This window comes from Chryseobacterium camelliae (assembly GCF_030818575.1).
Lineage (GTDB): Bacteria > Bacteroidota > Bacteroidia > Flavobacteriales > Weeksellaceae > Chryseobacterium > Chryseobacterium camelliae_A.
Genome location: NZ_JAUTAL010000001.1, coordinates 3,337,997 through 3,364,449 on the forward strand (window position 1 = coordinate 3,337,997; position 26,453 = coordinate 3,364,449).

24 protein-coding genes, 1 pseudogene and 1 riboswitch are annotated in these 26,453 nt (G+C 42.4%); of the genes and pseudogenes, 10 read left to right on the forward strand and 15 right to left on the reverse strand.

Annotated elements, in window-relative coordinates:
• Nucleotides 1-88: 88 nt before the first annotated feature.
• Complete coding sequence (locus QE404_RS15260) at nt 89-2,362, forward strand: aconitate hydratase (protein ID WP_307451890.1); 2,274 nt, start codon at nt 89-91, stop codon at nt 2,360-2,362.
• 52 nt (nt 2,363-2,414) lie between these two features.
• Here the strand turns inward: QE404_RS15260 and QE404_RS15265 are convergent, their stop codons facing one another.
• The 3 genes from QE404_RS15265 to QE404_RS15275 are packed head-to-tail and all read right to left on the reverse strand — an operon-like array spanning nt 2,415 to nt 4,003.
• Nucleotides 2,415-3,101 (reverse strand): LytR/AlgR family response regulator transcription factor, encoded by a 687-nt coding sequence (locus tag QE404_RS15265; protein WP_307451892.1) that lies wholly within the window; start codon nt 3,099-3,101, stop codon nt 2,415-2,417.
• Nucleotides 3,088-3,447, reverse strand: coding sequence for a hypothetical protein (locus QE404_RS15270; protein WP_307454125.1), 360 nt, complete (start codon nt 3,445-3,447; stop codon nt 3,088-3,090). Before QE404_RS15270 ends, QE404_RS15265 begins: the two co-directional genes overlap by 14 nt.
• Nucleotides 3,404-4,003 (reverse strand): histidine kinase, encoded by a 600-nt coding sequence (locus tag QE404_RS15275; protein ID WP_307453982.1) that lies wholly within the window; start codon nt 4,001-4,003, stop codon nt 3,404-3,406. Before QE404_RS15275 ends, QE404_RS15270 begins: the two co-directional genes overlap by 44 nt.
• 267 nt (nt 4,004-4,270) lie before the next feature.
• Here QE404_RS15275 and QE404_RS15280 point away from each other — a divergent pair, with 267 nt between their 5' ends.
• The 3 genes from QE404_RS15280 to QE404_RS15290 all read left to right on the forward strand — a co-directional run bounded on the left by QE404_RS15280 (nt 4,271) and on the right by QE404_RS15290 (nt 9,530).
• The gene (locus QE404_RS15280) at nt 4,271-6,388 is read left to right on the forward strand and encodes an outer membrane beta-barrel family protein (protein ID WP_307451896.1); all 2,118 of its coding nucleotides are present in this window, start codon (nt 4,271-4,273) and stop codon (nt 6,386-6,388) included.
• A gap of 53 nt (nt 6,389-6,441) precedes the next feature.
• Nucleotides 6,442-8,670, forward strand: coding sequence for an outer membrane beta-barrel protein (locus QE404_RS15285; protein WP_307451897.1), 2,229 nt, complete (start codon nt 6,442-6,444; stop codon nt 8,668-8,670).
• Nucleotides 8,671-8,879: 209 nt separating this feature from the next.
• Nucleotides 8,880-9,530, forward strand: coding sequence for a DUF1345 domain-containing protein (locus QE404_RS15290; RefSeq protein WP_307451900.1), 651 nt, complete (start codon nt 8,880-8,882; stop codon nt 9,528-9,530).
• 473 nt (nt 9,531-10,003) lie between these two features.
• Here QE404_RS15290 and QE404_RS15295 read toward each other — a convergent pair whose 3' ends face one another.
• The 8 genes from QE404_RS15295 to thiS are packed head-to-tail and all read right to left on the reverse strand — an operon-like array spanning nt 10,004 to nt 16,581.
• Nucleotides 10,004-10,714: a HesA/MoeB/ThiF family protein gene (locus QE404_RS15295; RefSeq protein ID WP_307453415.1), complete on the reverse strand. Its 711-nt coding sequence runs from the start codon at nt 10,712-10,714 to the stop codon at nt 10,004-10,006.
• On the reverse strand, nt 10,707-11,855 hold the full coding sequence (gene thiH, locus QE404_RS15300) for a 2-iminoacetate synthase ThiH (protein ID WP_307451902.1): 1,149 nt from the start codon (nt 11,853-11,855) through the stop codon (nt 10,707-10,709). The genes QE404_RS15295 and thiH overlap by 8 nt, the downstream gene beginning before the upstream one ends.
• A gap of 2 nt (nt 11,856-11,857) precedes the next feature.
• Nucleotides 11,858-12,637, reverse strand: a complete 780-nt coding sequence (locus QE404_RS15305; RefSeq protein ID WP_307451904.1) for a thiazole synthase — start codon at nt 12,635-12,637, stop codon at nt 11,858-11,860.
• Complete coding sequence (locus tag QE404_RS15310; RefSeq protein WP_307451906.1) at nt 12,634-13,248, reverse strand: thiamine phosphate synthase; 615 nt, start codon at nt 13,246-13,248, stop codon at nt 12,634-12,636. The genes QE404_RS15305 and QE404_RS15310 overlap by 4 nt, the downstream gene beginning before the upstream one ends.
• 3 nt (nt 13,249-13,251) lie before the next feature.
• Complete coding sequence (locus QE404_RS15315; RefSeq protein WP_307451908.1) at nt 13,252-13,989, reverse strand: hydroxymethylpyrimidine/phosphomethylpyrimidine kinase; 738 nt, start codon at nt 13,987-13,989, stop codon at nt 13,252-13,254.
• A complete protein-coding gene (locus QE404_RS15320; protein ID WP_307451910.1) occupies nt 13,962-14,549 on the reverse strand; it encodes a thiamine phosphate synthase in 588 nt (195 codons plus the stop codon). Before QE404_RS15320 ends, QE404_RS15315 begins: the two co-directional genes overlap by 28 nt.
• Nucleotides 14,546-16,354: a phosphomethylpyrimidine synthase ThiC gene (gene thiC, locus QE404_RS15325; RefSeq protein ID WP_307451912.1), complete on the reverse strand. Its 1,809-nt coding sequence runs from the start codon at nt 16,352-16,354 to the stop codon at nt 14,546-14,548. The genes QE404_RS15320 and thiC overlap by 4 nt, the downstream gene beginning before the upstream one ends.
• 20 nt (nt 16,355-16,374) lie before the next feature.
• Nucleotides 16,375-16,581 carry a sulfur carrier protein ThiS gene (gene thiS, locus QE404_RS15330; protein ID WP_307451914.1) on the reverse strand — a complete coding sequence of 69 codons (207 nt, stop codon included), beginning with the start codon at nt 16,579-16,581 and terminating at the stop codon, nt 16,375-16,377.
• 56 nt (nt 16,582-16,637) lie between these two features.
• Nucleotides 16,638-16,733: riboswitch (TPP riboswitch) on the reverse strand.
• A gap of 223 nt (nt 16,734-16,956) precedes the next feature.
• Here thiS and QE404_RS15335 point away from each other — a divergent pair.
• Nucleotides 16,957-17,505, forward strand: a complete 549-nt coding sequence (locus tag QE404_RS15335; RefSeq protein WP_307451916.1) for a hypothetical protein — start codon at nt 16,957-16,959, stop codon at nt 17,503-17,505.
• Nucleotides 17,506-17,639: 134 nt separating this feature from the next.
• Here the strand turns inward: QE404_RS15335 and QE404_RS15340 are convergent, their stop codons facing one another.
• Genes QE404_RS15340 through QE404_RS15355 form a run of 4 tightly spaced genes read right to left on the reverse strand, consistent with a single transcriptional unit; the run spans nt 17,640 to nt 20,230 of the window.
• Nucleotides 17,640-18,317 carry an RluA family pseudouridine synthase gene (locus QE404_RS15340; protein WP_307451917.1) on the reverse strand — a complete coding sequence of 226 codons (678 nt, stop codon included), beginning with the start codon at nt 18,315-18,317 and terminating at the stop codon, nt 17,640-17,642.
• A 3-nt stretch (nt 18,318-18,320) separates the two neighbouring features.
• Nucleotides 18,321-18,644 carry a hypothetical protein gene (locus QE404_RS15345; RefSeq protein ID WP_307451919.1) on the reverse strand — a complete coding sequence of 108 codons (324 nt, stop codon included), beginning with the start codon at nt 18,642-18,644 and terminating at the stop codon, nt 18,321-18,323.
• A complete protein-coding gene (panB, locus tag QE404_RS15350; RefSeq protein ID WP_307451921.1) occupies nt 18,644-19,459 on the reverse strand; it encodes a 3-methyl-2-oxobutanoate hydroxymethyltransferase in 816 nt (271 codons plus the stop codon). The genes QE404_RS15345 and panB overlap by 1 nt, the downstream gene beginning before the upstream one ends.
• Nucleotides 19,460-19,516: 57 nt before the next feature.
• Nucleotides 19,517-20,230 (reverse strand): Crp/Fnr family transcriptional regulator, encoded by a 714-nt coding sequence (locus tag QE404_RS15355; protein WP_307451923.1) that lies wholly within the window; start codon nt 20,228-20,230, stop codon nt 19,517-19,519.
• 89 nt (nt 20,231-20,319) lie between these two features.
• Between QE404_RS15355 and QE404_RS15360 the strand changes: the two are divergent.
• From QE404_RS15360 to QE404_RS15380, 5 genes and pseudogenes are all read left to right on the forward strand, one after another.
• Nucleotides 20,320-22,699: pseudogene (locus tag QE404_RS15360) on the forward strand (heavy metal translocating P-type ATPase).
• Nucleotides 22,700-22,810: 111 nt separating this feature from the next.
• Nucleotides 22,811-23,035 carry a cbb3-type cytochrome oxidase assembly protein CcoS gene (gene ccoS, locus QE404_RS15365; RefSeq protein ID WP_307451927.1) on the forward strand — a complete coding sequence of 75 codons (225 nt, stop codon included), beginning with the start codon at nt 22,811-22,813 and terminating at the stop codon, nt 23,033-23,035.
• 5 nt (nt 23,036-23,040) lie between these two features.
• Nucleotides 23,041-25,302, forward strand: a complete 2,262-nt coding sequence (gene ccoN, locus QE404_RS15370; protein WP_307451929.1) for a cytochrome-c oxidase, cbb3-type subunit I — start codon at nt 23,041-23,043, stop codon at nt 25,300-25,302.
• A gap of 17 nt (nt 25,303-25,319) precedes the next feature.
• On the forward strand, nt 25,320-25,517 hold the full coding sequence (locus tag QE404_RS15375; protein WP_294206566.1) for a cbb3-type cytochrome oxidase subunit 3: 198 nt from the start codon (nt 25,320-25,322) through the stop codon (nt 25,515-25,517).
• Nucleotides 25,518-25,526: 9 nt separating this feature from the next.
• Complete coding sequence (locus tag QE404_RS15380) at nt 25,527-26,408, forward strand: cbb3-type cytochrome c oxidase N-terminal domain-containing protein (protein WP_307451931.1); 882 nt, start codon at nt 25,527-25,529, stop codon at nt 26,406-26,408.
• Nucleotides 26,409-26,453: the final 45 nt, after the last annotated feature.

A 26,453-nucleotide genomic window follows, 5' to 3' on the forward strand; every position in this document is an offset into this window, starting at 1 on the left:
CTAAATAATTTCGTTCTTATAAAATAGTAAAATTTCGTAATTTTGGGGACAATTTTAATTGTTTGATAATTTTAAAAACGTTTGAGATATGACATTTGATATTGATATGATCAAGAAAGTGTATGAGCGTTACCCTGAAAGGATTGCTGCGGCAAGACAGGCAGTGGGAAAACCTCTTACACTATCAGAAAAAATATTATATGCTCACCTTTGGGAGGGCAATGCTACACAGGCTTATGAAAGGGGGAACTCTTATGTGGATTTTGCGCCGGACAGGGTAGCAATGCAGGATGCAACTGCACAAATGGCTCTTCTCCAGTTTATGCAGGCCGGGAAAACCAAAGTGGCTGTACCGTCAACGGCACACGCAGACCACCTTATCCAGGCTAAAGTAGGCGCTGATAAAGATTTACAGGAAGGGATCAATAAGAATTCCGAAGTTTTTAACTTCCTGAGCTCTGTTTGCGATAAATACGGAATTGGCTTCTGGAAGCCGGGTGCAGGAATCATCCACCAGGTAGTCCTTGAGAATTATGCTTTCCCGGGAGGGATGATGATCGGTACCGACTCGCACACTGTAAATGCAGGTGGTCTGGGAATGGTTGCGATTGGTGTAGGAGGTGCAGATGCTGTAGATGTAATGGCGGGCATGGCATGGGAACTTAAAATGCCTAAGCTTATCGGTGTAAAATTAACCGGTAAAATGAACGGATGGACCTCTGCAAAAGACGTTATCCTTAAAGTAGCCGGAATCCTTACCGTAAAAGGAGGAACCGGATGCATCGTAGAATATTTCGGCGAAGGGGCAGAATCCCTTTCTGCAACCGGAAAAGGAACGATCTGTAATATGGGTGCTGAAGTAGGTGCCACTACGTCCACTTTCGGGTATGATGATTCCATGAGAAGATATCTTGCCGCAACAGGAAGGCAGGATGTGGTAGATGCTGCAGACCAGATTGCCGAGCACTTGACCGGTGATGCTGAAGTATATGCAAACCCTGAGCAGTATTTTGATCAGTTGATCGAAATCAACCTTTCTGAACTGGCTCCTCACCTTAACGGACCTTTCACACCGGATTTGGCAACCCCTGTTTCTGAATTCAGAGCAAAAGCGGAAGCTAACGGATGGCCTATTGAAGTAGAATGGGCACTGATCGGTTCTTGTACCAACTCTTCTTATGAAGACCTTTCCAGAGCAGCTTCCATCGTTGAAGATGCTGTAGCCAAAGGCGTAAAACCTAAAGCGATCCTGGGAATCAACCCAGGTTCTGAGCAGGTAAAATATACTGCTGAAAGAGACGGATTCCTGAACTCTTTCAGAAAATTTGAAAATGCACGAATCTTTACCAATGCCTGCGGACCTTGTATCGGGCAGTGGGACAGAGAAGGTGCTGAAAAAGGAGAGAAAAACTCTATTATCCACTCTTTCAACAGAAACTTTGCGAAAAGAGCAGACGGTAACCCGAATACCCACGCATTTGTAGCTTCACCGGAAATGGTAGCAGCAGTGGCAATCTCAGGAAGACTGGATTTCAACCCGATCACTGATACGTTAACAACGGAATCCGGTGAGCAGGTAAAACTGAACGAGCCTAACGGAACTGAATTACCTTCAAAAGGATTTGCTGTCGAAGACAACGGATACCAGGCACCTTCTGAAGACGGATCTCAGGTAGTGGTTAATGTAAGCCCTACTTCAGACAGGCTTCAGCTGCTGGAAGAATTCCCGGCTTGGGACGGTAAAAACATCGTAGGTGCTAAAGTACTGATCAAGGCTTTCGGAAAATGTACCACAGACCACATTTCTATGGCAGGGCCATGGCTGAAATACAGAGGTCACCTGGATAACATTTCCAACAACATGCTGATTGGTGCCGTTAATGCTTACAATATGGAGACTAACCATGTTAAAAACCAGTTAACCGGTGAATATGGTGAAGTTCCTGCTGTACAGAGAGCTTATAAGGCAGCAAATATTCCTTCTATCGTTGTGGGAGACCAAAACTACGGAGAAGGTTCTTCAAGAGAGCATGCTGCCATGGAGCCTAGACATTTAGGTGTAAAAGCGGTATTGGTGAAGTCATTTGCCAGAATCCACGAAACCAACCTAAAAAAACAGGGAATGTTAGGCCTTACTTTTGCCAATGAAGCGGATTATGATAAAATCCTGGAAGATGATACTGTAAACTTCCTTGATCTTGATCAGTTTGCTCCGGGTAAACAACTGACATTAGAATTCGTTCACGCTGACGGAACTAAAGATATCGTGATTGCAAATCATACCTATAACGACCAGCAGATTGAATGGTTCAAAGCAGGTTCTGCCCTGAACCTGATTAAGCAACAGGAAAAACAAAATTAATTGTTAGATCGATTAATCATAGAAAAGCAACTTCATATTGAGGTTGCTTTTTTTATTTCAGGCGCTGCAGGAAACCGGCACGGTAGCTTTCACCCATCGGGATCTCCTGATCTGATAAAAGGGTGACATTTCTGGCGCCAATGCTTTTGATACGGTCCAGGTTAACGATAAAAGACTTATGGATGCGGGCGAAAGAAGATTCCGGCAGCTGGTTTTCCATGGATTTCAGCGTGTCCAATACAATATATTCCTGTGTTTCGGTACGAATATTCACATAATCTTTAATGCTTTCCACATACAGGATATCTACAAAATTGATTCTATGCTGCTGACCGGAACATTTAACAAAAAAGTAGGTCCCTGCTTTATTTTCTACGGTCATCAGCCTTTGCTTAGCTTTTATGGCACTTTTATAAAACCGTTCAAAAGAGACGGGTTTCAGCAGATAATCAATGATATTGTGCTCATATCCTTCAAGTGCATATTCTGAATATGCCGTTGTTAAAATATATTTCTTACTGTCCCCCAGGATTTTCATGAAATTGATTCCGGTGAGTTCAGGCATCTGAATATCCAGAAAAATAAGGTCTGATGGATGGTTCTGAATATATTCCAAAGCTGATATGGGGTTTTCCACAGAAAAAACAAGTTCCAGAAAAGGAACTTTCCGCACATAGCTTCCCAATAGCGATATAGCCAGAGGTTCATCATCTACAATAATGCATTTAATTTTTTCCATCCCTTAAATCAATGGTTAAATCTACAATAAATTCTTTCTCCGAATCTTTGATGTTCAGCGTATATTTTTTAGGATACAGGATTTCCAGTCTCTTTCTCACATTATCAATCCCGATTCCGGACACCTCATCTTTATTTCTGTAATCTTTAAAATTTAACAGGTAAAAATGCAACACCTTATCTTCATCTGATATTCTCATTTCCAATCCTTTATTCCGGAAATCTCCATGTTTAAAAGCGTTCTCCACAAATGGCACGAGAAGCATGGGAGAAATATCAAGATACGGGTAACAGATATTTTTTTCAACGACCAGCAGCTCCGGATTTTTGATTCTGAGCTTTTCCAATGCAGTAAGGCTGTCTATATATCCAATTTCTTTTTCCAGGGAGAATGAAGTCTTTCTCCAGGTCCTTGGTGCTATATCTTAACAGTGTGCTCAGCTCTTCAATGGCAGCCAAGGACTTATCAGACTTTTGGTAAACCAGAGAATAAATATTGTTCAGCGAATTAAAGATAAAATGCGGATTGATCTGGGTTTTCAGGGCCTGCAACTCTGCAATCCTCCGGGCCTCAACAAGTTGTGTCTTTTCGGCTTCAGTATCCATGGAATACTTGAAAAACCAGAAGGTTGTGCTGATAAAAATGGGAAAACTGCTGTAAAAAATATTGTCGCAAAAATAAAACCAGAAGTCAGTCCCTTCCATATAATTCCTGAATCCAAAAGTAGCTGGTAATAGAATTTCTTCTAAAGAAAACCGGACAATTACAAAACAGGTGACACCTAAAATGAACGCAATTACCCATTTGTACAACTTCTTCGCATCATAAAGCCGGGGAGTGATAAAAAAGTAATTGACATAAAAACATACAAAGTAGGTCACGAAAGAGGTGAATTCAAGCACTATTCTCTTTGTTGAGTTTAATTGATAATAGTAAATCAAAAAACTCCCTGGAAAATAGGTCAGCCAGAATAATAGATGTAAGTAGATGATCTTATTGGTTTTCATACAACAAAAATAGACGATCTGCGAGGTCAGGTAAACAATATTTTCGATAAAACCGGTTTTTTATCCGATGAACATGCTTTCATCGGGACAATTGACGGCCAAATCTAAATGCTGTTTCAGACAATATGTACTAAAAATACATTTGCGGTAAAGTTATCAAACATGAAGAAAACATTGTTATGTACTGCCCTTTTAGTTTCATCCGCAATTTTTGCCCAATCCCGGAAAGACAGTATTAAGAATATAGAACAGGTTGAGATCCTGGTGAAGAAAAAACTGCTGGAAAGAAAAGCGGACCGGATGATTTTTAATGTTGAGGCATCCATTGCTTCACAAGGTATGGACGGCACAGAGACTCTGGCGAATGTCCCATTGGTTAATGTTGATGAAACGATGGGTATTATTTCAATTGCAGGAAAAAGCAGCGTCAATGTAATGGTAAACGGAAGGATGCTGAATCTTTCCGGAACAGCGCTCTTCAATTACCTTAAATCTATCCGCTCCGAGAATATTGCCAGGATAGAAGTAATTACTACTCCACCCGCAAAATATGAAGCCCAGGGAAACAGCGGATTAATCAATATTATTCTAAAGAAGAACCCTAATCTCGGCTTTAGCGGAAATATTACTTCAACCCTGATCCAGAGAACCTATTCAGGATTCAGCGACAATGGTATGCTGAATTACCAGACGGAGAAATTCAGCAGCAGCCTGAAGCTGTTTTATTATGATACTGCCAAACGTTCGGATGAAAATTACAGCATCGTAGGCCCTACTCAAAACTACAGCAATACGATCAGGAGGGATATGGGAAGCGGACTGACTCCCAGCATCAATATGTCTTACAAAATCAGTAAAAATTCAGAAGCCGGATTTGAATACCTATTTTCCCGGCAGAAGTCAGGGATGGACATTGTGAACAGGACAAAAAACATCAGTCCCGACCTTGTAGAAGAAAATTTCCTTACAAATACGTTCCACAGGGGAAAGTCGCCTACCCATACGCTAAGCGCATACTACGACCTGAAGCTGGATTCACTCGGGAAAAAGCTAAGCCTTGCTGCAAATTTTTATAAAGATAATTCTAATACGGAAGTTAATTTTTCCACACGCAAGCTTTCCGACAATACCGTGCAGGATGTGAAAACCATTTCGATCGTTGAACCGCAGGTTTTCTCTGCACAGGCCGACCTTGAACTTCCTTTCTCGTTCGGAAACATTGAAACAGGGGTGAAATTCAACCGGTTTAAGAACAATTCCGATCTAAAATATTTCAACCTTACTGATAACGGGTATGTTGCCGATGAAACAAGAGCCAATCTTTTTCAGTATCAAGAGGAAAATTATGCCGCCTACTTCAGCTATGCCAAAAATTTCGGAGCGCACTGGGAGGCCAAAGCAGGCCTGCGTTATGAAGAGACTTCTGCCAAAGGCTTTACGCCTTCCACCGATTCCGGAAACCATTACCATTACGGACAGTGGTTCCCGTCTGCCTATGTAGCGTATAAAAAAGATAAGAATGTATTCACCCTCTCCTACTCAAGAAGGATCAACCGTCCTGACCTGGGTACCCTAAATCCATTCAGATGGTATTCCAATCCTTATTCCTACTCTTCCGGGAACCCTCTGTTAACGCCTTCATACATTAATAATCTTGAACTCGGATATACCTTTAACAATAAGCTGACCGCAAGCATCTACTACCTCAGAGTAAAAAATGCATTCGGGCAGGTATCCTATCAGGACGGACTTTCACAGATCTCCACCTATCTGAATTATTATAATAATAATGCGTTTGGGCTTAATGTTTCCTATACCGATACTTTTTTCAAATTCTGGGAATCTGTTGTGGCCATCAATGCCAGCGCACAGAATTCAGAATTCTTCGGAGTCAATGCGCAAATGCATAAAGGAAACTCACTGAGCTATTCTGTTAATAATACTTTTTCCCTTAACAAAAACAAGACTATTGCCCTGTTTGTAAATTATGGTCAAAACCTTCCCCGCAGAATTGTCAATTACTATTACTACAATTTTTCCGACCTTTCTTCCGGGCTGAAAATTTCACTGATGGACAAACAGCTCCAGATCAATGCAACGGTTACCAACATCTTGGCTCAGCGCTCCCTGGGAGATATTTACTTCACAGACCGTGTCCACCATATGAACCATTACTGGGACGGCAGGAGCTTCCGTTTAAGCGTTACCTATAACTTTGGACAGAAGAAAAGCATCCGCACAAAGAACATAAGATTTGAAGAAAAAGGAAGAGCTGAATAAAGCTGTGTAACAAAATCTGCTTTTCTGTGTCTAATAAAGCAGAAAAAAGCGATATGAAAAAAATTATTATTACTTTGGCTTTTCTCGGGGCTACTTTGATTTATGCCCAGGAAAAAACCAGTAATCCGGTAAAAGAAAAGCAGATTGAAGGGGTAACGATTACGAAAACTAAAAAAGCCGTTGAGCAGAAAGCAGACCGTACCATTTTTGATTTCTCGGAGCAACCGCAGCTGAATAACGGGAATGTCCTGGAAGGCATCAAAAAACTTCCGGGGCTGGTATCTACTGATATTGCAGGCATGATGTACCAGGGAAAAGTACTGGACGTTTACCTTAACGGAAGACCGTTGAATATTACCTCTAATGAGCTGAATTCCTTCCTGGAAGGCATGCCGGCCAATTCTGTAGACCGGATTGAGGTCATCACACAGCCCGGAGCCGAATTCCCTGCGACTTCCGGGGGCGCCATCATGAATATCATTACGAATAAGAATGCGAATAAATACCTTACCGCAACCTATTCCGGAAATTACTCATTTACGAATTATGACAAATTCAGGAGCCGCACAAGCAACTCACTCAATTTAAATGCCCGGAACAAGTTTTTCGGATGGCAGCTGAATGTGGGCCAGAATTACCGGGAAAGTATGCTGAATACAGATCAGAACGGATTGCTTTTCAGCAATACAGACCGTTTCGGACGGGGGTATTTTGCCAAATCGGGACTGACGTTTGACTTAGGGCAGGACAGGTTATTGTTAAACTATGATATTTACCACAACAGGAACAGCAATTACACTTTAAGCAAAGGAGAGGGCGAAGAGAAAAAAGTGGTTCCCAATACTGATCCGCAGGAATATACTTACAGGGACTTTAACTTCAATACATCGGATGCCGCCTATACCAATAACCTGAGACAGGAAGCTGTAGCAACCTATCAGAAGCGTTTTGCAGACAAAGCGCAGAAGCTTGATTTCCAGTTCGGCTATACCAAATCCGACAGCAAATTTGACCAGGATAATATTTTCCGTCTAGGGGAATTTTCTGATGGACAGCCAATTCCCAATGCACCCGGAAGAGTCCTGAGCAATAATTCGGATATGAGGGTTGCCAATTTCAAAATTGATTATTCCCAGCCTATCAAAATCATGGATGGCGGAAAAGTGAGCGCGGGAGGATTGTACGAGAAGCAGAATTTTGATACGGAAAGCTTCGGGATCACCAATCTGGAATATCAGCGGCAGACAGCCTCCACTTATCTTGAATTTCAGGCCAAGCTGAAGAAATTCGATTTTATCCTAGGAACAAGGGCGGAAAACTATGACATCAGCGGAATTACCAGAAGGGTTGACAGTACGGCATCCATAGTCCAGAAAGACCTGATCCCGTTCAACAAGTTCAAGTTCTTCCCTAATGCCAGCGTGCAGTACAACCTGATGAGCCAGGTACATATTACCGCCAATTACAATAAAAAAATCAGCCTGCCGAGCATTTCCGCGCTGAACCCGAACAATACCACATTCCAGGGACCGAACACACAGGTAACCGGGAACCCGAACCTTCAGCCGACCATCTTCAACAATTATGAAGTGAAAATTTCTGCATTCGACTATGCATTCATTGGATATAATGTAAGCTCAGCTAAAAACCAGGTCGCCCAAATCATCAGGAAAGATGGGAAAAACCTGTACAATGAGCAGATCAATATCGCCAATATGACGATTCATAATTTCAATGTTGGGCTTCCTGTTCCTTTTATGATTTTTAGCAAGCCGCTCAGTGAGATCATGAAGTTTGATTTTAACCCTGATAAGATCAATTTTATGTACCTGTATGCGGGTTACCAGAAGCATGATATTGACAACCTGAACAACAGAGGATTCTGGATCTTCAACATCATGACGCAGCTTATCCTGCCAAAAGATATCAAACTGACCGCCAATTACAGCTATCTGACACCTAAAGCAGGCTACTTTTATTTTACGGCAGAAAAACCGTTCAATAATTCTTTCGACCTTACCTTAACCAAGAAATTCATGGATAACAAGCTTACGGTTTCTGTTTTTGCGAATGATATCTTTAACGGACAGGTAATGCAGGTACGCTCTAATCCGCCATATGGGGAAACCGTGTACTTGAGGAATAAATACGATACGAGAAATTTCGGCCTATCGGTAAACTATAAAATCCCGACCAAAAATAAGCTGGCCAAAGAAGATCAGAATATCCTGAACCAGCCGAAAAAAGAAGATAATGGCGGGGTAATTCCGCAGGGACAGTAAAAAGATTTAAACAACATCAATCACAACCCCCTTTACTCTAAAAAATTAAAGGGGTTTGTCATATAATCCCGGATCTCGTTTGTGCCCTTAAAAAAATCTTAATTTCAGGATTGCAATGCGCATTGAGAGACATTTTTCTCTATTTTTAAAGAAAATTTTGAATGACAAAAATTAAATCAAGTGAACGCTTTTTTTTAAACATTAGCCCTTTGCAAAGGGGTATCATCAGTCTTTTGGCTGCTGCGCTGGTTTTCTTTTTGATTTTCAGGCTGAACCTCAAACCGTTAATCATCCTCATTTTTTGCTGGTTAGCATTTTCTGTGGTTTTCCTTTTTCTGGACTGGCAGGTTATTCTCCACAGGAAAGTGGATGACATCCGGAAAAAAGCCAGGGCAGATGACGGAAATGCATTCTTTGTTTTTACCACCATTATTGTTGCCTCTCTGGCAAGCATGTTTGCCATATTTTTCCTGGTTACGTCCAAAGATAAGGGGATACAGAAAGAAATCTATTTCCTCCCGGCTGTTCTCGGCGCTATGATCCTGTCCTGGATCATGGTTCAGACCCAGTATATCTTTCATTATGCACGGGAATATTATGATGAGGATTCTTCCGGGGAAAAAGAGGAAATCGGCGGACTGGAATTTCCAACGGAAAACAAAGACGAAATATACCACCCTGACTACATGGACTTTGCATATTACTCTTTCTGCATGGGCTGTACATTTCAGGTTTCGGATGTGAGCATTACTTCCAGGAATTTAAGAAAAATAACCATGATCCACGGGCTGCTCGCTTTCTTCATGAATACTTTTGTGGTAGCGCTTACCATTAATCTTGTTGCAGGCCTTAATGGTTAAAAAGACCTGCCAGACAGATATTGCTCCTCCGGAACAAAGAAAAAAACACTCTTCGATACTTAGTCGGTTGGTGTGATATTGACCGGGAAAAACTTCCCTCATCCAACTCCCCTCTTTCAGTCCATTAATCGAATCTTTTATCCATTCAACCTAAACTCATACTTAGAAACGAATAAGAGTAACACAAAGCTGGTAACTTTTCTGCCTCAATTATAAAGGGAGCAAAGCGGGGCAGCAAAGCAGACGGATTATTCTTGTGCTTCATCAGATCAGTTTGCTGATCCTTTCTTTGCCTTCTTATCATGTGCACCGGGAAAAGCAAACTTTGCGTAAAAAAACGGATAAAAATAGAATTACAGGCAATACCTATCTGAAACTCTTAGCCTTCGGATTGATATACAAAACTTTCAGGATTCAATCCTCCTCCTTTAACCAATTAATCTGATTTATACTTGGGTCCACATGATTTCTGTCTAAAAATCGACCGTCTGAAAAGTCCAGTTAAATGTATTAATCAAGGTCAGCTTATTTACAGGCACCGGAAGATCAGTAACTATTTTCAATACTAAATTTGCCATCATGCTTCCTACGATTCCGGGTAAAGCTCCCAGCACACCAAGGCTGTCGCAATCCGGGACCTCATCCTCTGAAGGCGGCTCCGGAAAAATATCCCTTAGATTCTGGCTACCCTGAACATTAAAGACCGCAACCTGACCCGAAAATCCGAGAATACTTCCGTAAACAAGGGGTTTCCCAAGCTTTATACAGGCATCATTGATCAGATATCTGGTTTTGAAGTTATCTGAGCCATCAACAATGATATCGTAGTCCGAAATAATTTGTTCAGCATTGGTATCATCTATTTTCAGGCGATATCCGGTAAAATTGACCTGATGATTAAGGTTTTTAACAAATTGTTCTGCACTTTCCACTTTGAAAATGCCGACTGACCGTTCATTATGTATCACCTGCCGGTTTAAATTATGCAGTTCCACCGCATCAAAATCCACTACACCCAATATACCCACTCCTGCCGCTGCCAAATACTGAATAACCGGGCTGCCCAATCCTCCTGCACCAATCACCAGGACTTTTGAATTCATAATTTTCTTCTGTCCGTCCAGCCCGATCTCTTCTATAAATATCTGGCGGCTGTACCGGGAAAACCGATCTCCTTTACTCATTTCCCGTTCTGTCATACGTTGATTTAGTTCTGCTGTACACCGGATCCCAGTCTTTCATTACCGGGTCGTATCCTGCATTCCGGATCACAGCTTTTATTTCTTCCATGCTCCTATCATCACTGGTTTCAAACTGTTCCAGGGATTCTTTGTCTACAGCGTAACCGCCGGGATTGGTTTTGGAAGCGGCGCTCATGGCTGTTGCCCCCAATGAAACAATATGATCCCTGAACGTTTCATTTTCCCGGGTAGAAATGGAAATTTCAAGGTCTTCATTCCAGATGCGGTAGGCGCAGATTAACTGCAGCAAATCTTTATCGGACATGATAAAATTAGGCTCGATGATCCCTTCTGCCGGCCGGAGCCTCGGAAATGATACGGAAAACCTGGACTTCCAGTACTGTTTCTGAAGGTAATCGATATGGAGCGCATTGAAAAAGCTGTCTACCCTCCAGTCTTCCAGGCCAAGCAGTACGCCTAGTCCGATTTTATGTATGCCTGCCCTTCCGACACGGTCCGGAGTATCAAGCCGGAAGTTGAAGTTTGATTTTTTGCCTTTCGGATGGTATTCTTTGTATACTTCCTGATGGTAAGTTTCCTGATACACCAGAACGGCATTCACTCCCGCATCATGAAGCAAACAATATTCTTCTTCCGACAATGGCTGAACTTCGATGGAAATATTAGCAAAATGCGGCCTTAATAACTTTATTGCATTCAGAAAATAGCTGACCCCAACGGTCTTATTGGCTTCTCCGCTCACCAGCAATACATGGTTTACACCCATTGATTTTAAAACCGTCGCTTCAATCATAAGTTCTGTATCAGAGAGGGTTTTCCGTTTAATAGAATTATCCAGGCTAAAACCACAATAGGTACAGATGTTCTGGCACTCATTGCTGAGGTACAGCGGAGCATACAGCTGGATGGTTTTCCCGAACCGTTTCCGGGTAAGCTGCTGCGCCAGCTTCGCCATAGTTTCCAGCTTAACGGATGCCGCCGGAGAAATCAGATTGATGAAATCATCCAGGCTTCTTTGTTGTTTACAAAGGCTCCTTTCTACATCCTGAAGGGTTACCTGGTCCAGCCTCCGGCGTACCTGGTCCCATGAATATTGTTCAAAAACATCTATAAAACTGTTCATCGTCATTCAAATAAAAAAGAGGTCAGCGGACTTGAGGCTTCGGCATGGTGGGAGACAGCTCCTAAACCGGATTCAAACGCCCGTCTCCCTGCAATAACGCCTTCTTTAAAAGCCACAGCCATCTGAACAGGATCTGCCGCTACGGCAATGGCGGTATTCACCAATACGGCATCGGCGCCCATTTCCATAGCCTTGGCTGCATCTGAAGGCGCTCCGATACCTGCATCTACCACTACCGGAACACGGCTCTGGCTGATGATAATTTCCAGGAAATCCAGGGTGCGCAGTCCTTTATTCGTTCCAATAGGTGCGCCCAAAGGCATCACTACGGCTGTTCCTGCCTCTTCCAGCCGTTTGCACAATACAGGATCAGCGTGGATATAAGGCATCACCACAAAACCCAGTTTGGCCAGCTCCTCAGTTGCATAAAGAGTTTCAATAGGATCAGGCAACAAATATTTCGGATCGGGGTGGATTTCAAGTTTCACCCAGTTGGTTTCCAATGCTTCCCTGGCCAGCTGTGCTGCCAATACAGCTTCTTTGGCGGTACGGGCTCCGGAAGTATTGGGCAGCAAATGGATGTTTGCAGGCTGCAATGCGGTAAGCAGGTCATCCTCTTCCGTAGAAGCAGAATCAATCCGTTTCAGCGCCATAGTAACCATCTGGGATTCTGAAGCGATGATGGATCGAGTCATGATTTCCGGGCTTCCGAACTTTCCGGTTCCCAGAAAAAGCCTGGAATTAAAGGTGCGCCCTGCTATGGTTAAAGTCTCGATATTCATTGTAATGCGGTTTTAAATTCGTTAATTAAGGTAGGATCATGGGTAATCTGCCCCGAAACAGCTACTCCGTAAATGCCGATCGGCTTTAAAAATTCAATATCATGAAGGGTAATTCCTCCGATGGCAAAAATCTTCGGGACCTCTATTTTCTCTGACTGCAATTCCTGTATGATTTCAAAATAGCCCCCAAAACCTAAGACCGGGCTCAGCTTTTCTTTGGTAGCCGTAAATCGCAGCGGTCCCAGGCCAATGTAGTTACAGCCTTCCTTTATTCTCTGTAGAACATCTGCCGCTGTATTCGCAGTCCCGCCAATGATTTTACCGGATCCCAGAATATGCCTTGCCGATTCTACTGACTGGTCTTCCAGCCCTAAGTGAACCCCGTCAGCATCTATCTGCCTGGCTATCTGTACGTGATCATTGATGATGCATACAGATCCGTAATCGCAGCATAGCCGCTTAGCATCTTCACACAGCCTCATCAGTTCTCCCGGAGAAGCATTTTTCCAGCGGACCTGGACCCAGCGGACTCCATGATCCAGCGCAGTTCTTATATTATTCTCCTGCTCCGATCTCGTCACTCCCTGTGATATATACTGTAATTTTTCCATGTTTTATGAATGATATCCTAATAAAGAAGGATTACTTTTTAAATAGTGTTCAACATATAATTTCGCTTTCCTGCACGCGGTTTCTGTATCTTCTCCCCTGGCCAGCCAACCGGCAATGGCTGACGAGAGCACACACCCTGAACCATGCTTGGCAGTATACTCCCTGCTTTCCTCTGAAGGCAGTATGGGGATTTCAACCCCGTTATTCCATAATATGTCAGTTCCTAAACGGTCTTTCCGGTGTCCGCCTTTCATCAGGACTGAACATACGCTTTTCTCAAAAAGATTATTTTTGTCCAGCATCTGATATTCATCCCAGTTAGGCGTGATAAGACTGATTTTATCCAGAACTTTATCCAGCTGCTGAAGCGTATCAAGATCAAAGAAGGCAAATTCCGACGTGCTTTTAAGGACAGGATCCCAAACGATTTTGATTCCTGTATTATTTCCGCTGATAACCTCCAGGATTTCGCCCAGCATAGCTGCATCTTTCACGACACCAATCTTTATTGCCTGAACAGGGTATTTTTTCAACAGAAGCTGTACTGTTTCTGTTATGGACTCCACCGGTTGCCAATCAAGACTCAGGCATTCAGATTCCGTTTGTACCGTCATGGCAGTACATACGGCAAGTCCTGCTGTTTTCAGCTGCTCCATAGTTTTGATGTCAGCAAGTACTCCTGCTCCCCCACTCGGATCGTATCCGGCAATGGTCATAACGAAAGGGCGCGTTGTCTGCATGCTGTATATACTTGTATTGGTTCTTCACTCTGCCAGACTGCTCCCAATAAGGCAGCTCCATCAACATCTTCTGTAAAAACAGCATCGATATTATGCTGACTGATACCTCCCAGAGCGATAAGGCCTGAACGGTCATTCTTCCTGTACTGAATGCTTTCCAGTATTTCCGAATCGGTTCCATAGCCTTTTTTGGAGATGCTGGGAAAAACGGGACTTATAAAAGCATATTCCCATCGGGCAGCCAGTTCATTAAAACAATCTATCGTGTGCACGGAAGTGGATAATACGTATTCATCAAAAAAATGATCCGGAACATTGTTCCGGTCTGCCTCTCTGAAATGAAGCCTGTAAATACCAAATTCTTCTGCCAGGCTGTAATGGCTGTGCAGGACTATCTGACTGTGGTAATCAGGATTGATCTGGCTAATATACTTACGCATGGCCTCCACGTTCATTCCGGGCTTCCTGACATGCAGAAGATCAAGCTTTTCCCTAAACAACTGATTGATCACCAATATCTCATTCTGAACCTGATTTTCAGGTGTGATAACCAGGATCATAAGTAAATCTCTTTCCCTTTTTCAATAAATTCCATAGACTTATCCATCATTCCCTGTTCCGCAGATTCACGGATTTCCTGTGTAATTTTCATAGAGCAGAATTTCGGCCCGCACATGGAACAGAAATGAGCGATCTTCGCTCCTTCTGCCGGAAGCGTTTCATCATGGTACGACCTGGCTGTTTCCGGATCCAGTGACAGGTTGAACTGGTCTTCCCATCTGAACTCGAACCTGGCTTTGCTTAAGGCATTATCCCTATACTGTGCACCGGGATGACCTTTCGCCAGGTCCGCAGCATGTGCTGCCAATTTATAGGTAATGACACCGTCTTTTACATCTTTTTTATTCGGAAGGCCCAGATGTTCTTTGGGAGTTACATAACACAGCATGGCACATCCGAACCAGCCGATCATCGCAGCCCCTATTCCCGAAGTAATATGGTCATATCCCGGAGCAATATCCGTTGTTAAAGGCCCTAAAGTATAAAAAGGAGCTTCATGGCATTCTTTCAGCTGCTTATCCATATTTTCCTTGATCATATGCATCGGGACATGCCCAGGCCCTTCAATCATGACCTGTACATTATGCTTCCAGGCAATTTTTGTCAGTTCCCCTAAGGTTTCCAGCTCAGCAAACTGGGCTGCATCATTGGCATCGGCAATTGATCCCGGACGCAGGCCGTCTCCAAGAGAAAAAGCGACATCATATCTCTTCATGATTTCACAGATTTCTTCAAAATGAGTATACAGAAAGTTTTCCTTATGATGGAACAGGCACCATTTGGCCATGATGGATCCTCCTCTGGAAACAATTCCGGTAATGCGCTTTGCAGTAAGGTGGATATACCTCAGCAGTACACCAGCATGGATCGTGAAGTACGATACACCCTGCTCTGCCTGTTCAATAAGAGTATCCCTGAATATTTCCCAGGTAAGATTTTCTGCAACGCCTTTTACTTTTTCCAGTGCCTGATAAATAGGAACGGTACCAATGGGAACCGGGCTGTTCCTGATGATCCATTCCCTGGTTTCATGGATGTTTTTTCCTGTAGACAAGTCCATGATGGTGTCGGCTCCCCAGCGGCATGCCCATACTGCTTTTTCTACCTCTTCTTCTATGCTGGAGGAAACGGCACTGTTCCCGATATTGGCATTGATCTTGACCAGGAAATTCCTTCCGATAATCATCGGTTCGCTTTCCGGATGGTTGATGTTATTCGGAATAATGGCTCTTCCGGCCGCAATTTCGTCCCTCACGAATTCAGGAGTAATTTTTTTAGGGGTATTCGCTCCGAAGCTGTTTCCTTCATGCTGAAAAGCCATCTCCGGAGTAACGGTTTCCAGCTGCTGAATGCGCTGGTTTTCCCGGATGGCTACATATTCCATTTCGGCTGTAATGATTCCCTGCCTTGCGTAATACAATTGGGTCACTTCTTTTCCTTCCCGGGCCACTTTAGGCTGATGATTATATGAAAAGCGCAAGGCATCAAGATTGGGATCTGCAAGCCTTGCCTTGCCATATTCTGACGTAATGCTGTCCAATATATCGACATCATTCCGCCCCAGGATCCATTGTTCCCGAATTCTCGGAAGGCCTTTCATAATGTCTATATCTGCATTTTCATCAGTGTAAGGCCCCGATGTGTCGTATACTGTAACCGGTGGGTTATGCTCCAGGTTTCCATTGCTGAGCCTGGTGGAGCTTAATTCTATCTCGCGCATGGCTACCTGGATAGGATAGATTTCCCCTTCCACATAGATTTTTTTGGAATTCGGAAACGGTGAACGTGTGATGGTATGATCCATAATATTGATTTTATAAGGTATTAACCGCCTTGGGTGGCAGTGATGATTAGTATTGAATCTTTTTCTACAAGTAGTGTTTCCTTCCAAAAGGCCTGGGGAATAATACGGTTGTTGAGCGCTATAGCAATCCCTTTCCGTTTTCCCGGCATTTCAGCATGCAGCAATGCCTCCAGGTTTTCCGGGAGGATATCGAATGTTTTGGTAACGTGATTGATTATGAGTTCCATTCCTAAATTTTAAATACACTTTAGGAATGGCTGTTATTGTACAATAGAATGCACAGCAAAAGTCATCTACTTTTCCCTACGCTGGTATGATCCAGATCAGGTTCAAAGGGTAAAATCTCAGTCTGTTGGTACAGACACCCCTAAAGTTGGAAGCGAAGTTAATTATTTTTTCACAACAGACAATGCATTATTGAAAATAAACATGGAAAAAATCAATACTATTTCTTACATTGATAAGAAATAATTTCCTACTTCATAAATTAATATTACTTTTGCCCAAACGGCTATTACTTGTTGACTCCATACAATACGGAGCCTGCCATCAAAGGCAATAAGCAGTAATGCAGCTGATTCAATTTAATAAAAGTAATAAACATGAAAAAAAAATTCTTAGCAGCGCTTATTCCAATGGCATCCCTGATGTACTCCCAGGAAAACGCATCCGGACAAAAATCATTTTTTGGGGTACAGGCAGGTCTTTTCGGGGTTAATGTCTATAATGAATACAGTATAAAGGAAAATTTTGTTCTGAGGACCGATATAGATTTTTCTCCTTCCATATGGGGTGGCGATCTGTACAGTAAAACAGGCTTTGCCATTGCTCCCGAACTGAAGGTTTCCCCTAAATGGTATTATAATCTGGACAAAAGGAAAGCGGATTCAAAAAATACAGCCTATAATGCAGCCAATTATCTGGCGGCCAAAATAGGGTTTGTCCCTGACCTCTTTGTTATTTCCAATGTAGACGGAATCAAGGTAAATCCTATGATCTCTCTGGTCCCGACTTGGGGACTACGAAGGAATTTTGCGGATCATTTCAATTATGAACTGCAGTTAGGACTGGGTATCGGCAAAATATTAAAATCTGGATATGACATTCAGGCCGTTCCAAACCTGAGCTTCAAAATAGGCTATGATTTCTAAAGTTTTTAACCGATAATTTAAAGCCGGAGCAACATCTGTTACAGGTTTTTATTATCAATACACGATAAGACATAAAGAAGGGACTCCCAATACTGGCAGTCCCTGAAATATTCTGAATAAGGCTCTGATCAAGGCTAGTTTTCACAAGCCTGCCATATCGCATCCTGAGTGGGAACCGGAGCTGTAATCTCAATACGTTCCTTGGTTACCGGATGAATGAACTCCAGCTTTCTGGCATGGAGATGGATACCGCCGTCAGCATTGGAGCGCGGCGAACCGTATTTAAGATCTCCTTTTATAGGAATTCCCGTTTTGGATAATTGTGCACGGATCTGATGATGCCTTCCTGTTTCCAGATCGATCTCCAGAAGCATATAATGATCCAGTGATTTTATGATATGATAGGTGAGAATAGCTTCTTTAGCTCCTTCTGTTGGTTTTGGGAAGATAATGGCCTTATTATTCTTTTCATTCTTTTTAAGATAATGGACCAGCCGTTGGCTTTGAGGAAGAGGTTCTTTAGGCACTACTGCCCAGTAGGTCTTTTTAATCTCCCTGTTCTTAACCATCTGCGTTAATCTGGACAAAGCCTTCGATGTTTTAGCATAAATAACCAGTCCGGACGTAGGACGGTCGATACGGTGGACCAGCCCCAGGAAAACATTCCCCGGTTTCCCATCTCTTTTTTTGATGTGATTCTTGATGGATTCCAGCAGGGATTCATCACCTGTCTTGTCACCCTGAACCAACTGACCCACTTTTTTATTGATTACAAGAAGGTGGTTGTCCTCATATACAATTTGTTCTTCCATATCTTACCGGCGGAAATTTGACCTGTTAGACAGTGAGATAATAACACCGATCAGCAACCCCAATGTCTTCATTCCGGACAGCCTGGATTCCAGCGGAAGCAAAGCGCCGATAAAGCACAGGGCAGCAGCAGCATACATCGCATAAATAAATTTCCTGTCAAAAAGAATCTTTGCCTGCAAAACGAAGCTAACGGCAATGAATATATAGAACATCCTGGCAGACAGGAATGTATTAATATCCTGAGGAAACAGGCGGAACCATCCTGCGGCAAGACACAGAACGGCAATAATGGAAATAATTCCCTGGGCCAATGCAATGTTCTTCATTAATAACTTTCATTTTCATTAGGGAAATCAACGCTTTTAACGTCTTTCACATACTGAGCTACGGCACCGGTGATCTCTGTATAAAGATCAAGGTACCTACGCAGGAATTTAGGACTGAATCCTTTATTCATCCCTACCATATCATGATAAACCAGGACCTGACCGTCACAGTGAGGCCCGGCACCAATCCCGATCGTAGGAATGGAAATACTTTCTGATACTTTTTTGGCCAGGTCTGCAGGGATTTTTTCCAGAACCACTGAAAAGCACCCCAGCTCTTCCAGAAGTTTCGCATCGCTGATGAGCTTCTCTGCTTCCGCATCCTCCTTTGCCCGTACTTTATAGGTCCCGAATTTATAAATGGACTGAGGGGTCAACCCCAGGTGTCCCATAACAGGAATGCCTGCATTGATGATTTTTTTGATGGATTTTGAAATTTCCTTCCCCCCTTCAATTTTTACGGCGTGGGCACCGCCTTCCTTCATCATCCTTACGGCAGATTCCAGTGCTTTTTCAGGATTACTCTGATAAGTCCCGAACGGAAGGTCAGCCACAACCAGCGCACGGTCTGTACCTCTTACCACACTCTGGGCATGATAAATCATCTGGTCCAGCGTGATAGGCAAGGTGGTTTCAAAACCGGCCATTACATTGGCTGCGGAATCTCCGATCAGAACTGCATCAATTCCTCCTGCATCCACCATTTTTGCCGTGGTGAAGTCATAGGCAGTGAGCATGGTTATTTTTTCCTTATCGAATTTCATTTTCCGTAAGGTTTCCGTCGTAACTTTCTTAATTTCAGAATGAACAGACATAATAGATCTATATTAAAAGTTAAAAAGTCGGCTTTCGCCGACCTGTATGTGTATGGATTATAAAACTACGTGACCGAGTTTCATGAGTTTGTCGTGGTTGAGAATCTTGATGTTTCGCCCGTCCACTTCAATCAGGCTATCCTGTTTGAATTCGGAGATCAGGCGGATGGCACTTTCTGTAGCAGTACCGATGATATTGGCGATTTCCTCGCGTGTAAGAGAGATTTTTATAAACCCTTCAGGATCAACGCCCAGTTTCTGCTCAAGCAGGATTAGAATTTCCGCAAGTCTCTCCCGTACGGTTTTCTGAGCCAGGAAAGTAATGGTATTGGAGGATTCTCCAAGTTCATAAGAAATTTTCTGAAGCATTACGAAAGACAGCTGAGGGTCCACTTCCAAAAGGTGCATGAAAATATCTGAAGGAAGGAAAGTACATTCAATTTCAGTCATCGCCTCAGCCTTCGCCTGGAAATTTTCCCCGCAAAGTAAAGAACGATAGCCTATAATATCTCCTTCCTTGATAAACCTGAGAATCTGGTCTTTTCCGAATGCTCCGGATTTGGATAATTTAGCAGCTCCTTTTTCCAAAAAATAAACCCCTTTCGGAGTTTCTCCATCTTCAAAAATCGTATCGTGTTTCTGAAAGCTGAGTTTCTTCTTGGCTTTGATATATTTATCGAAATCTGCACTGGAAAGTCTTTCCTTAAATGATTTATCATTAAAAACTCTGGCGAACCTATCTTCAATAGCAATCTGTTGTTCCTGCGACATTTTATATGACATTTATCACAAAAATAGAACATTTTGATTCGATAAACAAAAAAATTTGTTATAATTTTGTATCTCAATATTTTATGGAGGTGAGCGAGAACTGTTTTCATTGTGGTCAAGGGATAGAAAAAGAAAGAATTTTATTCGATGAAAAGACTTTCTGCTGCAACGGTTGTAAATCGGTCTATGAAATTCTGAACACGAATAATCTTACTAATTTTTACGAACTTAATAAAAGAGCGGGTATCCGCCCGGGTGATTGAAAATACGTCTCAGTTTGACTATCTGGATACCCCGGAAATTTTTGAAAAAATAACCGATTTTTCAGAAGGTGATACCAGCCTTGTGACGTTCAAGATTCCGGTAATCCACTGTTCTTCCTGTATCTGGCTCCTGGAAAGCCTCCATACCCTTAACAAGAATATTAAGTATTCACAGGTCAATTTCACCAGGAAAACCCTGCAGATCTCCTTCAATCATAAGGAATTAAAATTAAGCGAATTAGCCAGCTTCCTCACCAACCTAGGGTATAAACCGGCTATCAGCCTTGAAACAGCCGACAAAAACGTCGACCATCTTGACAAATCGCTTCTTGTAAAGTTTGCCATTGCCGGTTTTGCGTTCGGAAACGGGATGTTCCTGGCATTTCCCGAATACATCGGCGGAGAAGATTACTGGATGGACCATTACAAAGGTCTTTTCAGGACCCTGATGTTCTTACTGGCGTGTCCGGTCGTATTTTATTCTGCTTCAGATTATTACAAATCCGCCTGGTACGGACTTAAAAATAAAATTGTCAATATCGACGTTCCGATCGTTCTGGGTATCCTGGTTCTTTTCGGAAGAAGCGTGTATGAAATCGCTACAGATTACGGTCCGGGTTATTTTGATACCTTATGCGGGCTTCTGTTCTTTATGCTGATGGGAAAAATCTTTCAGAAAAGGACCTACAACGCACTTTCGTATGACAGGGATTATAAATCCTTCTATCCTATTGCAGTTACGAAGGTAGACTTCAACGGAAAACAGGACAATATCCTGCTTTCTGAAATTAAAGTCGGTGACAGGATTCTGGTCCGTAACCAGGAAATCATCCCTGTAGACGCCATCCTGATCAGCGGAGAGGGAAACATCGACAACAGCTTCATAACCGGAGAAAGTGTGAGCATCAGCAAACAGCCGGGGGACAAAATTTTTGCCGGCGGAAAGCAGATCGGGTCTTCGCTTGAGCTGGAAGTGATTAAAAATGTAGACCAGAGTTACCTGACGCAACTCTGGAATAAGGAGGCTTTTAAAAAACATGAAACAGGACTTGACACACTCACCAACAACATCAGTAAATACTTCACTTTCATTATTTTAGGCATTGCCATCATTTCAGGAATTTACTGGTCATTCATTGATCTGGAAAAAATGTTCCAGGTGATTTCTGCCATCCTGATTATCGCCTGCCCATGTGCACTAGCCTTATCGGCGCCGTTTACGTTCGGGCATATCATGAGAATACTGGGCAGGAATAAATTTTATGTCAAAGACACTTTAACGATTGAAAAGATCGCGAAACTGGATACGATAGTTTTTGATAAAACGGGGACAATTACCCAGCGCAAGAAGTCGAATATCAAATACGAAGGTTCTGAAATCAGCGAGTTCGACCTGCTGAACATCAAAACACTGCTTAAAAATTCAAATCATCCGCTATCTAAATCCCTCTATGAATTTATAGAAATCAGCGATGAGTATTTCCCTGTAGAAAGCTTTGCGGAACTCTCAGGAAAAGGATATGAAGCAAAGGTTCGCGGCAATGTTTACAAGATCGGTTCTGCAAAATACAACGGTCAGGAATCAAAGAATCTGGAAACAGCCGTTTACATCAGTAAAAATAATGAGTATATCGGTAAATTCATCTTTAAAAATGAATACCGCAAAAACCTTAAGTCTCTTTTCAGCAGGCTTATGGCATACAAAATATTCATTCTTAGCGGAGATAATGCTTCGGAGGAAAACCAACTCAAAGAGCTTATTCCGAAATGTGAAGGCATGGCCTTCAACCAAAACCCTGAAGATAAACTGAATTACATACAGGAGCTTCAGAACAGGAGCCTGAGGGTTGCCATGCTGGGCGACGGACTGAATGACGCCGGAGCTCTTAAGCAAAGCAATGTGGGAATTGCCATTTCCGATGATACCAATACATTCACCCCATCCTCGGATGTCATTATGAACGGAGACCAGGTGGTGAATCTGGACCACTACCTCAATGTATGCAAAGGTTCGATCACCATTGTTAAAATGACATTCATAATTAGTTTTCTTTACAATATTGTCGGATTAAGTTACGCTGTTACAGGCCATATGCACCCTCTATTCGCTGCTATCATCATGCCGATCAGCTCCATTACAGTGGTCACCTTTACCACGCTTTCTACCTGGATACTGGGGAGGAAATATTTCAGGAAAAACGCTTAAAACCCCGTTATTTAGACTGATTTTAAATTAGCCAAACGCGCTATTTCGTGATGAATATCATTATTTTTCATTAAATTTGAAACCCGAAAATAGGTTAATTTTGTTATCCAAATGGATATTCTATATTTAATGATCCTATGCAGTGTTTCCTTGGCTGCAGTTTTCCTGGTCGTTTTCATTATTAACGCCAGAAAAGGACAGTTTGAAGATGACGAATCACCGGCTGTAAGGATTCTCTTTGATTCTGATGAAATTAAGGAAGAAAAAGAGAATGATGATGAGAATCATAATGATGAAACGCAAGAAAAAAGTAAAATTGAAGATAAAAGTGAATAGTTGATATGGAAACACAAAAGTTTAGTTATGATAACAGTATTGTCCGGGCGTTTTTGTATGCGACCGTGACTTTCGGGATCATAGGATTCTTATTCGGGCTGACGGCAGCGCTGATGCTTTTCTACCCGGAGCTTCCGGAATTTTTATTCGGAACGGACGATACGACCATCAGAAGTCTGGCTTCCGGTAATATTCAGGGACTGATTAATACACAGGGAGCATTCGGATTCGGGAGAATCAGGATGCTACACACCACGACTGTAATTTTCGCCTTCGTTTGTAACAGTGTATTTGTGGGAGTATATTACTCGCTGCAAAGGCTGCTTAAGACAAGAATGTACAGCGATACTTTGTCATGGATCCATTTCTGGTCCTGGCAGATCATGATCATTGCGGCTTATATTACGTTCTTTATGGGGATCAACACCTCAAAAGAATATGCAGAGCACGAATGGCCGATTGATATTTTAATTGCTTTCTCATGGATTGTGTTCGGTATCAACATGTTCATGACAATTGCCAGAAGAAGAGTACGACACATCTATGTGGCCATCTGGTTCTATATCGGAACGTGGATTGCTGTGGTGATGCTTCATATATTCAATAACCTGGAAGTTCCGTTGTCTTTCACCGGATGGAAATCTTATTCTGCTTATGCGGGGGTAAAAGATGCCATCGTACAGTGGTGGTATGGGCATAATGCGGTTGCTTTCATCCTTACTACACCTGTTTTGGGTCTGATGTATTACTTCCTTCCTAAAGCAGCTGACAGACCGGTATTCTCCTATAAACTGTCGATCATCCACTTCTGGTCACTGATCTTCGTATATATCTGGGCCGGACCTCACCACCTTCAATACACTGCGCTCCCGGCATGGGCTCAGGCAGTGGGTACAGGATTCTCCATCATGCTGATCGCACCGTCTTGGGGAGGAATGCTGAACGGTCTTCTTACCTTAAGGGGAGCGTGGGATAAAGTAAGGGAAAATCCAATTCTTAAATTCTTTGTAGTAGCGGTAACATGCTACGGTATGGCGACTTTTGAAGGTCCACTTTTAGCAACCAAAAACATTAACAAAATCGGTCACTTTACCGACTGGGTTATTGGTCACGTTCACTTAGGAGCATTAGGCTGGAACGGTTTCATGGCATTCGGGGTAATCTATTATCTGATCCCGATCCTGTGGAGAACGAAATTATATTCAGTAAAAATGGCTAACTGGCATTTCTGGTTAGGAACATTAGGGATTATTTTCTATGCGGTACCAATGTACATCTCCGGATTTACACAAGGACTGATGTGGAAGCAGTTTAACCCGGATGGAACCCTGGTTTGGAAAAACTGGTTAGATACGGTTACGGCGATCATCCCTTACTTTAAAATGAGATTCGTAGGAGGATTCCTGTATTTCTCAGGAGGAATCTTAATGGTGATCAACCTGATAGCCACTGCAAGAAAAGGATCATTCCAGAAAGAAGTTCCAGCAGAAGCACCTGCTTTGGCTAACATCAGCGGGAAGCGTAAAGAAGGAGAAGGAACTCACCTTTGGCTGGAGAGAACTCCGGCTATCATGGGAATCCTTTCCCTATTAACGATATCTATAGGAAGTATGGTAGAAATTATCCCTACCCTATCCTTAAAGAAAAGCGTACCGACTATCTCAGCCGTGAAACCTTATTCACCGCTGGAGCTTGAAGGTAGAGATATTTACATCCGTGAAGCGTGTAACTCCTGTCACTCCCAGATGGTAAGACCATTCAGAGATGAGATCGTGAGGTTCAACGGTAAAAACGGACAGTATTCAAAAGCCGGGGAATTCGTATATGACAGACCATTCTTATGGGGATCTAAGAGAACCGGACCGGATTTACAGAGAGAAGGTGGTAAAAACCCAAGTTCATGGCATTACAAACATATGTATAACCCGAGATCAACTTCTGCAGGTTCTATTATGCCGCGTTTCCCTTGGTTAATAGCCAACAACCTGGACAGATCTAAAATGGTGGACAAAATGGTACTGATGAAAAATGTTTTCGATGTTCCGTACACCAAAGCTGAGATCGATACGGCTAACCAATGGGCCAATAACCAGTCTGCTAAAATCGTAAGAGATATTTTCTCTGAAGCAAATGACCTTAAACAGGCTTATGCGAAGAGACCTCAGGGCGAACTGGAGAAAAAAGAGATCGTAGCATTGATCGCTTACCTTCAGAGATTAGGAACGGATATTAAGACAACCGAAATAAAAACAGCAAGTAATAATTAACATTAAAAGGTTCAAGCATGATTCCTCAGAACTTTAAAGATATATTATCCAATACAGACAATGCTGGTTTTTACCAGACGCTGGCTCTGATTTTCTTTATGCTGTTCTTCGTAGCGCTGGTCATCTATGTATTCAGCAGGCCAAAAAAATATTACCGCGAAGAAGAAGAGGCCCCTCTGCAGGATGATGAAGATGAATTGAATTCTAAAAATTAAACAACCATTATGAAACAAAGGACACCGGTTTTCGTAAACATTTTAATAATAATCGGACTTTTAATCGTTTTTTATTATCTGTTTGTACAGAGCTACACGTTTTTAGGTTCACCATATTTCTGGGGGACAGTGGTTATTGCAGGTATTTTAGCCTTTATCCACAGTGCCATCGGCGATTTGATTGAAAATAATAAATTCAAAAGGTTATCACAGGAAGAAAAAGCCGCTTACCTGGCAGAAAAAAGAATCCCTTATTTCAAAAGGCTTTATGATGCTGCCTTTAAAAAGCAAACAGCATCTGAAGAAAAGGATATCCTTATCGACCATGGTTTCGACGGAATTATGGAGCTGGACAATCAGCTTCCGAAATGGTGGGTAGGTTTATTCTACTTTGGGACTGCTTTTTGTATTCTGTATGTAGCAGCTTACTCTTTCACAGATTTCGCCCATCCTATCAGTGAGTACGAAATTGAATATAAAGAGCAGATTGCAAGCATCGCAGAATATGAAAAGAACCAGCCTCCTGTAACTATTGAAACAGCTAAATATTCAGCTGATAATATCGCAGACGGAAAAGAGCTTTTTAAAACAAACTGTGCATCATGCCACGGTGAAGACGGAAGAGGAGGAATTGGACCTAACCTTACGGATAACTACTGGATCAACCAGCCTGAGAAAACTTTATTTAAAAACGTTTTCCATATGGACTGGAATGGTTCACCAAATAACCCTGCGATGAGACCATTCGGTAAAAACGGAGAGGTTTCCGGAGCAGAAATTGAAAAGATTGCTGCTTATGTATACCATATCAACCAGGAACAGCCTCCAATTACCCCTGCTCAGGGCGGAGCCGCTCCTCAGGGAACAGAAGCACATTGGGAGAAAGAATAATTTAAATTTAAATTAGAAACCTATGAAGAAAACATAATTTGTTAT